Source organism: Priestia aryabhattai B8W22, from assembly GCF_000956595.1.
Taxonomy (GTDB): Bacteria; Bacillota; Bacilli; order Bacillales; family Bacillaceae_H; genus Priestia; species Priestia aryabhattai.
The window spans coordinates 41,562-49,257 of sequence record NZ_JYOO01000036.1 but is presented as its reverse complement, the minus strand read 5'-3'; the positions used below and the strand labels follow the sequence as shown (position 1 = coordinate 49,257).

11 protein-coding genes are annotated in these 7,696 nt (G+C 35.6%); 10 read left to right on the top strand and 1 reads right to left on the bottom strand.

What is annotated here, in order from left to right; translation table 11 throughout:
* Positions 1-138: 138 nt before the first annotated feature.
* The 10 genes from N178_RS26390 (at position 139) to rsmI (ending at position 7,122) form a co-directional block, all read left to right on the top strand.
* A complete protein-coding gene (locus tag N178_RS26390) occupies positions 139-321 on the top strand; it encodes a sigma factor G inhibitor Gin (RefSeq protein ID WP_013054842.1) in 183 nt (60 codons plus the stop codon).
* A 153-nt stretch (positions 322-474) separates the two neighbouring features.
* Positions 475-1,899: an aminotransferase class I/II-fold pyridoxal phosphate-dependent enzyme gene (locus tag N178_RS21785; RefSeq protein ID WP_045294837.1), complete on the top strand. Its 1,425-nt coding sequence runs from the start codon at positions 475-477 to the stop codon at positions 1,897-1,899.
* Between the two features lie 16 nt (positions 1,900-1,915).
* Complete coding sequence (gene tmk / locus N178_RS21780) at positions 1,916-2,542, top strand: dTMP kinase (protein WP_045294835.1); 627 nt, start codon at positions 1,916-1,918, stop codon at positions 2,540-2,542.
* Positions 2,543-2,605: 63 nt separating this feature from the next.
* Entirely contained in the window at positions 2,606-2,935 is a 330-nt protein-coding gene (locus N178_RS21775) for a cyclic-di-AMP receptor (protein WP_043979044.1), read from the top strand.
* A 33-nt stretch (positions 2,936-2,968) separates the two neighbouring features.
* The gene (gene holB / locus N178_RS21770) at positions 2,969-3,961 is read left to right on the top strand and encodes a DNA polymerase III subunit delta' (RefSeq protein ID WP_045294832.1); all 993 of its coding nucleotides are present in this window, start codon (positions 2,969-2,971) and stop codon (positions 3,959-3,961) included.
* A gap of 4 nt (positions 3,962-3,965) precedes the next feature.
* Positions 3,966-4,793 carry a PSP1 domain-containing protein gene (locus tag N178_RS21765; protein ID WP_013054847.1) on the top strand — a complete coding sequence of 276 codons (828 nt, stop codon included), beginning with the start codon at positions 3,966-3,968 and terminating at the stop codon, positions 4,791-4,793.
* Positions 4,794-4,807: 14 nt separating this feature from the next.
* Positions 4,808-5,173, top strand: a complete 366-nt coding sequence (gene yabA / locus N178_RS21760) for a DNA replication initiation control protein YabA (protein WP_013054848.1) — start codon at positions 4,808-4,810, stop codon at positions 5,171-5,173.
* 78 nt (positions 5,174-5,251) lie between these two features.
* On the top strand, positions 5,252-5,998 hold the full coding sequence (locus N178_RS21755; RefSeq protein ID WP_045294830.1) for a tRNA1(Val) (adenine(37)-N6)-methyltransferase: 747 nt from the start codon (positions 5,252-5,254) through the stop codon (positions 5,996-5,998).
* Positions 5,985-6,272 (top strand): GIY-YIG nuclease family protein, encoded by a 288-nt coding sequence (locus N178_RS21750; protein ID WP_045294828.1) that lies wholly within the window; start codon positions 5,985-5,987, stop codon positions 6,270-6,272. The genes N178_RS21755 and N178_RS21750 overlap by 14 nt, the downstream gene beginning before the upstream one ends.
* Positions 6,250-7,122, top strand: a complete 873-nt coding sequence (rsmI, locus tag N178_RS21745; protein WP_045294827.1) for a 16S rRNA (cytidine(1402)-2'-O)-methyltransferase — start codon at positions 6,250-6,252, stop codon at positions 7,120-7,122. The genes N178_RS21750 and rsmI overlap by 23 nt, the downstream gene beginning before the upstream one ends.
* Positions 7,123-7,154: 32 nt before the next feature.
* Here the strand turns inward: rsmI and N178_RS21740 are convergent, their stop codons facing one another.
* Entirely contained in the window at positions 7,155-7,445 is a 291-nt protein-coding gene (locus N178_RS21740; RefSeq protein WP_170836841.1) for an AbrB/MazE/SpoVT family DNA-binding domain-containing protein, read from the bottom strand.
* Between the last annotated feature and the right edge of the window lie 251 nt (positions 7,446-7,696).

Genomic DNA, 7,696 nt, shown 5'->3' with positions numbered 1-7,696 from the left:
ACTTGAAAAAAGACTAGCTATTTTAGCTAGTCTTTTTTTATTATTCACAGAGTATAAGCTATCTACATAAAATGGGGTAAATGAACTGCATAAACAAGTTACATCTTGTCGATACTTATTTAGTGGAGGTGGAGAGTAATGGAAAAACAAATTAAAACATGTTCCGTTTGCCATGAACAGCATACAAAGGGTATTGAGGTGTTTTCCAGCTTTATATGCCAACACTGCGAGGTAGAGATTGTAGAGGTGGATTCATCTCATTTTCGTTATCAATTGTTAGTAGATCAATTAAAGAGAATATCAGGAGCGTTTTCTTACTAAAAGCCCTTTTTTATAAGGGCTTCTTTATATGGCTCAAAAAAATCATCTAAGTTTGTTATAATGAAAGAAAAATGAATTTTGATAGGAAAAATACTTACATATTCTTTTATCAAGTTAATAATGTTATATTTACAAAAAGTAAGGAATGGATGTATGGATACATATTTACCTTTATATAACCGTTTAGTAAGGCACAGCGAAAAGAGATCACTCTCTTACCACGTGCCCGGCCATAAAAATGGTCAAATTCTACCTTCACATATTCAGCCTTCTTACGCAGACTTTTTGCAATACGATCTAACAGAAATTAGCGGATTAGATGATTTACATGAAGCAGAATCTGTTATTAAAGAAGCACAAGAGTTAACGGCAAAGTTGTATGGAGTAGATGAAAGTTTTTTTTTAGTTAATGGTTCTACTGTAGGCAATCTCGCAGCAATTTTATCTCTTTGTCAAGAAGGAGATAAAATTGCTGTTCAAAGAGATTCTCATAAATCTATTTTTAATGCTATTGCTTTATCAAAGGCATCACCTATTTTTTTAGCTCCTGAAATAGATTCAAAAACACATCTTAGTACAGGTGTATCCATTAAAACAATTAAAGCGGCTTTAGAGCGTTCTGAGGATATAAAAGCATTTGTATTAACAAATCCTACTTACTACGGGGTGGCACGAGATTTAAAGGAGACCATTGACTTTATTCATAGCTACCATATTCCTATAGTTATTGATGAAGCTCATGGAGCCCATTTTATTTTAGGGAATCCCTTTCCTTCTTCAGCTGTTACGTATGGAGCCGACCTTGTCGTTCAGTCAGCACATAAAACGCTGCCAGCTATGACAATGGGTTCTTATTTACATATGCAAGGAACATTAGTAAATAAGCAAGCGGTACGGCATTATCTACAAGTACTGCAGTCAAGCAGTCCTTCATACCCTATTATGGCTTCTCTCGATTTAGCACGGTATTATCTGCAACAGTTTACACAGCATGATATCGATAGAGTGACTGACAATATTCATTCGTTTGTTGAAAAGATTAATAAGATTGATACACTTTCAACTATTGATGTAGAAACAGATCAAACTGCTACCGACCTTTTGAAAATGACATTGACTTGTTCGGCGGCAACAGGATATCATTTGCAAAAGGAACTGGAAAAGCAAGATATTTATACAGAACTAGCTGACGTTAACTATGTATTGTTTGTTCTACCGTTAAGCAGCAGTTGGGATTTTAATGATACAATTAAGCGGGTTAGACAAGCAGTAGCGAATATACAGCGTAAGTCATATGAAAAACCACTCATCAAACCATTTCGTTTTTCAAGAGCAACGGTTCTCCTGTCTATGGAAGAAAGAAAACTAAGGACAAAGCATATGTGTTCGTTTGAAGAAGCGATTGGGTGTGTAAGCGCACAATCTATTATTCCATACCCTCCTGGAATTCCTATTTTAATGGAGGGAGAAACGATTACAAGCAATCATATTGATTATATTTTGCATATTCAAAGGTTAAATGGTCATATTCAAGGCGGCTCTTGTATGGAAGAAGGAAAGATAGAAGTATTTAAATAGAGAAAGGAATTTATACATGTCAGGAACGTTTATTACATTCGAAGGGCCAGAGGGTGCTGGTAAGACAACCATCATCCATATGGTTCAACAAAAATTAATACAAGATGGGTATACCATTGTATTAACAAGAGAGCCTGGAGGCATACGAATTGCTGAACAAATTCGTGAAATCATCTTAAATCCGTCTAACACGGAAATGGATGCCAGAACTGAAGCACTTCTTTACGCTGCGGCTAGAAGACAACATCTTGTAGAAAAAGTGATTCCTGAGCTAAATAAAGGGAATATAGTATTATGTGACCGTTTTATTGATAGCTCACTTGCTTATCAAGGAAATGCGCGGGGTATAGGTGTAGAAGATATTTTTGCTATTAATCAATTTGCTATTGAGCAAACGATGCCACAGGCCACTTTATATTTTGATATTGATCCTGAGGTAGGATTAGAAAGAATTAATAAAGGTCGAAAAGATGAGATTAATCGATTAGATTTAGAATCCTTAGACTTTCATTACAAAGTACGAGATGGATATTTATCTCTTTTGAGTGAATTTCCAGAACGTATTCGCCGAATTGATGCAAATCAATCCGTTGAAAAAGTCTGTGCCGAAGCTTATAAACAGATACAATCGATTTTAAAATAAATACAGATGATCATTATTCTTGATATACTATTCTTAACAAAAAAGTAAAATGAGGTGTTATTCATGAAATTAGTAATGACCGTTATTCAAGATTCAGATAGCTCAAAGCTTTTAAATGCACTTGTAGAAAGAGGGTTTCGTTCAACCAAATTATCAAGTACGGGCGGATTCTTAAAATCAGGGAATACAACAATTATGATTGGTACAGATGATCATAAAGTAGATGAAGTACTTGATATTATTAAAGGCCAATGTGAAAACCGCAGACAGATGATTTCTCCTGTGGCACCGATGGGCGGTAATGCAGATTCATACATTCCGTATCCTGTTGAAGTTGAAGTGGGCGGAGCTACAGTATTCGTACTACCAGTAGATCAATTTCATCAATTTTAAGAGAGAAGATTTTAAATAGAAAGTGATGATTGAATGGGAAATACATGGGAACAGCTTGAAGCTCTTCAGCCGAACGTATTAAAGATTTTGCAAAACAGCTTACTTAAAGAGCGCGTTGCTCATGCTTATTTATTTGAAGGAAGCAAAGGAACAGGTAAAAAACAAATTAGTTTTTTGTTTGCTAAAGCACTGTTTTGCCAAAATCCAGTTAATCATAGGCCATGCCATGAGTGCAGTAACTGCCGGCGAATTGATTCAGGTAATCATCCAGATATTCACTTGATTGAGCCAGCTGGTTTATCGATTAAAAAAGAGCAAATTCAATTCTTGCAATCAGAATTCACAAAAACCGGTGTTGAATCTAATAAAAAGTTATATATTGTGAATCATGTTGATAAAATGACAGTAAGCGCAGCAAATAGTTTACTGAAATTTTTAGAAGAGCCTGGCAACGGAACTTATGCAATTTTATTAACAGAAAATATACAGCGCTTATTAGATACGATTATCTCACGTTGCCAAGTAATATCATTTCGATCTCTTACACCAGAACAGTTAGCTGAAAAACTAATAGAAAATGGCCTTTCCTCAGCGGATGCGTCCATCTTGTCTAATTTAACAAACAGCATTGATGAAGCAATTGAATTAAGTAAAGATGAATGGTTTGGACTTGCAATAAAGTTAGTGATACAATTATATGAAGTGTTAACAACGAGACCTCAACAAGCTCTTCTTTTTATTCATGAAAAGTGGGTAACACATTTTAAAGAAAAAGAACAAGCTCATATTGGTTTAACTTTATTGATGCTTCTTTATCGTGATTTGTTGACGCTGCAAGTTGGACAAGAGTCTAAAATCGTCTATCGTCATAAAATAGAAGAATTAAAACAGCAAGCTCTTCAGACAACGCAGGAAAAAGCGATTTACCGCTTAGAGGTTATCTTGAAGGCCAAAAATAAATTAAATTCAAATATGAATCTACAGTTATTAATGGAACAGCTGGTGTTGGATTTGCAGGAGGGATAAAAGCTTGTATGATGTAGTAGGCGTTCGCTTTAAAAAAGCGGGAAAAATATATTATTTTGACCCTGGAGAACTTACAATTCCAGATGGTGAGTTTGTTATTGTAGAAACAGTTCGTGGTGTTGAATTTGGCAGAGTGGTTATTAACAAAAAGCAAGTAAGTGAACACGATGTCGTACTTCCTTTGAAAAAAGTAATCCGCATTGCTGAACAAAAAGACAGGCTGATTGTGGATGAAAATAAACAAGCTGCTAGAGAAGCGTATGACGTATGCGTGCAAAAAATTCAATCACATGATTTAGATATGAAGTTAGTAGATGTAGAATATACGTTTGATCGTAATAAAGTCATTTTTTATTTTACAGCAGACGGCCGTATTGATTTTAGAGAGTTAGTTAAAGATTTAGCTGCTATTTTCCGTACGCGAATTGAGCTTCGACAAATTGGTGTGCGAGACGAGGCAAAACTGTTGGGCGGGATAGGCCCTTGTGGACGTATGCTATGTTGCTCAACGTTTTTAGGTGATTTTGAGCCGGTTTCTATTAAGATGGCCAAAGACCAAAACCTATCGCTTAATCCAACGAAAATTTCTGGTTTATGCGGACGTTTGATGTGTTGTTTAAAATATGAAAATGATGAGTATGAAACGGCAAAAGAACAGCTTCCTGATATAGGCTCAACAATTAAAACTTCAGACGGTTCAGGACGTGTAGTGGGTTTGAATATTTTGGAAAGAATTATTCAAGTGGAACTGTCAGATCACGAACAAATTTTAGAGTATACTCTGGATGAGATCAATAATGAAGGTGCTGTTTCGTTTCAAGCCACAGATTAACGAGGTGGGCAAAGGTGGATAAAAAAGAGATTTTTGATTCGGTGACAAACATGGAGGAACAAATTGGTCATTTATATAAGCAGTTAGGTGAGTTGAAAGAGCATCTTGCTGAGCTAATTGAAGAAAATCATCATCTGCAAATAGAAAATGATCATTTGCGCCGTCGCCTTGACCAGACAAACTTCGAAACGAAGCTGAAAAATAGACATTCAAAAGCAAGCGCTCAAACAAAGGAGCAAAAACAAATTGATATCGGAGAAGGATATGACAATTTGGCTCGCCTTTACCAAGAGGGTTTTCATATTTGTAACATTCATTATGGAAGTGTGCGTAAAGATGGAGACTGTTTGTTTTGCTTGTCATTTTTAAATAAAAAGTAACAACACCTCTCCCTTTTGGAGAGGTTCTTTTTATGAGTAAAAGATGTAAATAATAGATGTACAAGGAGAAGAACGATTATGGTTGAGTTATATGGAGATGAACGTTTAGATTATCTATTAGCCGATGAGGAGATGCGCATTATTCAAAGTCCGTCTGTCTTTTCCTTTTCATTGGATGCTGTGCTTTTATCTCACTTTGCTTATGTCCCAATTCGTAAAGGTAACTTGGTTGATTTATGTTCAGGAAACGGTGTAATCCCACTATTTTTATCTAAACGAACAAAGGGAAAAATCATTGGTGTAGAAATTCAAGAGCGGCTACACAGTATGGCGCAAAGAAGCATTGCGTATAATCAGCTGGATGGGCAGATTAAAATGATACATGGTGATTTAAAAAATGCACCTCAAGAACTGGGTTATGGAAAATATGATGTTGTAACATGCAATCCTCCTTATTTCACCACATCTAGTAAAGAAGAAATAAATGAAAACGAACACTTTGCAATCGCTCGCCACGAAATTCATTGTTCGTTGGAAGATGTGATTAGAGCCAGCAGTCAACTAGTGAAACAAGGTGGAAAAGTGGCATTAGTTCACCGTCCAGGAAGACTATTAGATATCGTTACGTTAATGAGGCAATATCGTTTAGAGCCAAAGAGACTTCAGTTTGTCTATCCTAAAGATGGAAAAGAAGCAAATACACTTTTAATTGAAGGTACGAAGGATGGAAGTCCAGATTTAAAGATTCTTCCTCCGCTTGTGGTCTATCAAGATAACGATGAATACACGGATGAATTAAAAAGGATTTTATATGGAACAAAATAATCATTATTTTTATGTAGTTGAATGCAAGGACTGTACGTATTACGCTGGTTACACGAATAATTTGCAAAAACGTATTTCTGTCCATAATGAAGGGAAAGGGGCAAAATATACGAGAGCAAGAAGGCCTGTTTCATTAATTTGGCATGAGGTGTTTGCTTCTAAAACAGAAGCTATGCAAAAAGAGTATTGGTTCAAACAGTTAAGCAGAGTGCAAAAACAGGCTTACATTCGAAGGGAGCAAGAAAAGCAGAATGAAATCACAAAAAAGTTATGATGTATCGAATGAACGAGGCGTTTTATACTTAGTTCCCACTCCTATTGGAAACTTAGAGGATATGACATTTCGTGCGATTCGAATTTTAAAAGAAGTTGATTATATTGCCGCAGAAGATACGAGACAAACGAAAAAACTATGTAACCACTTTGAGATCGATACGCCTATTACAAGTTATCATGAACATAATAAACATACAAAAAGTGAACAGCTGTTAAGGGACTTAGACAGTGAAAAAAATATTGCTTTAGTAAGCGACGCAGGGATGCCTTGTATTTCAGATCCTGGTTATGAGTTAGTGGTAGCTGCCGTTAAAGAAGGATATACGGTTGTTCCGCTGCCGGGGCCTAACGCAGCATTAACAGCTTTAATTGCTTCTGGACTACCTACGGGGCAGTTTTATTTTTATGGATTTTTAAACAGAAATAAAAAGCAGCGTAAAGAACAGCTTCAAGAGCTTCAGTATATTAAGGAAAGCATGATATTTTATGAAGCCCCTCATCGATTAAAAGAAACGCTAAAAAGTATAGAAGAAATTTTAGGGAACCGATCTATTGTATTATGTAGAGAGTTAACAAAGCGCTATGAAGAATTTTTAAGAGGAAGCGTATTAGAAGCAATTGAATGGACAAATTCCACAGATATTAGAGGCGAATTCTGCTTAATTCTTGAAGGAACAAATGAAGAAGCGCCAGATGAAAGTAATCTATGGTGGGAACATCTCACTATTATCGAGCATGTTGATCACTATGTAGAAGAAGGACTTTCAAACAAAGAAGCTATTAAGCAAGTGGCAAAAGACCGAGATGTGTCAAAGCGAGACATTTATAGTGAATATCACGTACATTAAAAAAAGCTGTCTATCATAGACAGCTTTTCGTTTTATTTAGAAGCTTGTAAAGAATCTTGAAGTTCTTTCATGATTTGTTCTGCACCTTCACGGCTTAGAATTAATTTACCGCTAGCAAGTTGAATGTTATCATCAGATACTTCACCTGTTACTTGGCAAGTCATGTTTGGTTTATATTTTTTTAAGATGATGCGCTCTTCATCTACATAGATTTCTAGAGCATCTTTCTCTGCAATTCCTAATGTACGACGTAATTCAATTGGAATTACTACGCGTCCTAATTCATCAACTTTACGAACAATACCTGTAGATTTCATGTTAATCGTTCTCCTCTCGATAATCATTTTTCTATGTTATTACTTTCGTCATTATTCGACAATTTCAACGTACTTTCATAATACCAGCGTTTCCAAAACTAGTCAATCATTTTATATGTAAAAAAATGTAGCTGGGAAAAAATTTTTTCGAGACTTGTTTACAAGCTAATTGTGACCGTCAGTCAAGGGATGACAAGGGGTTTCGTTGGAAAAAAGATTAATTCCCTAAATAGCTTGATATTAACTATTTTGAAGAT

Bases quoted from the DNA above. Each gene is read 5' to 3' on its own strand.
- N178_RS21755 (WP_045294830.1), top strand. From the start codon at position 5,252: ATGGTTGAGTTATATGGAGATGAACGTTTAGATTATCTATTAGCCGAT.
- N178_RS21785 (WP_045294837.1), top strand. From the start codon at position 475: ATGGATACATATTTACCTTTATATAACCGTTTAGTAAGGCACAGCGAA.
- N178_RS21775 (WP_043979044.1), top strand. From the start codon at position 2,606: ATGAAATTAGTAATGACCGTTATTCAAGATTCAGATAGCTCAAAGCTT.
- rsmI (WP_045294827.1), top strand. From the start codon at position 6,250: ATGAAATCACAAAAAAGTTATGATGTATCGAATGAACGAGGCGTTTTA.
- N178_RS21750 (WP_045294828.1), top strand. From the start codon at position 5,985: ATGGAACAAAATAATCATTATTTTTATGTAGTTGAATGCAAGGACTGT.
- N178_RS26390 (WP_013054842.1), top strand. From the start codon at position 139: ATGGAAAAACAAATTAAAACATGTTCCGTTTGCCATGAACAGCATACA.
- tmk (WP_045294835.1), top strand. From the start codon at position 1,916: ATGTCAGGAACGTTTATTACATTCGAAGGGCCAGAGGGTGCTGGTAAG.
- holB (WP_045294832.1), top strand. From the start codon at position 2,969: ATGGGAAATACATGGGAACAGCTTGAAGCTCTTCAGCCGAACGTATTA.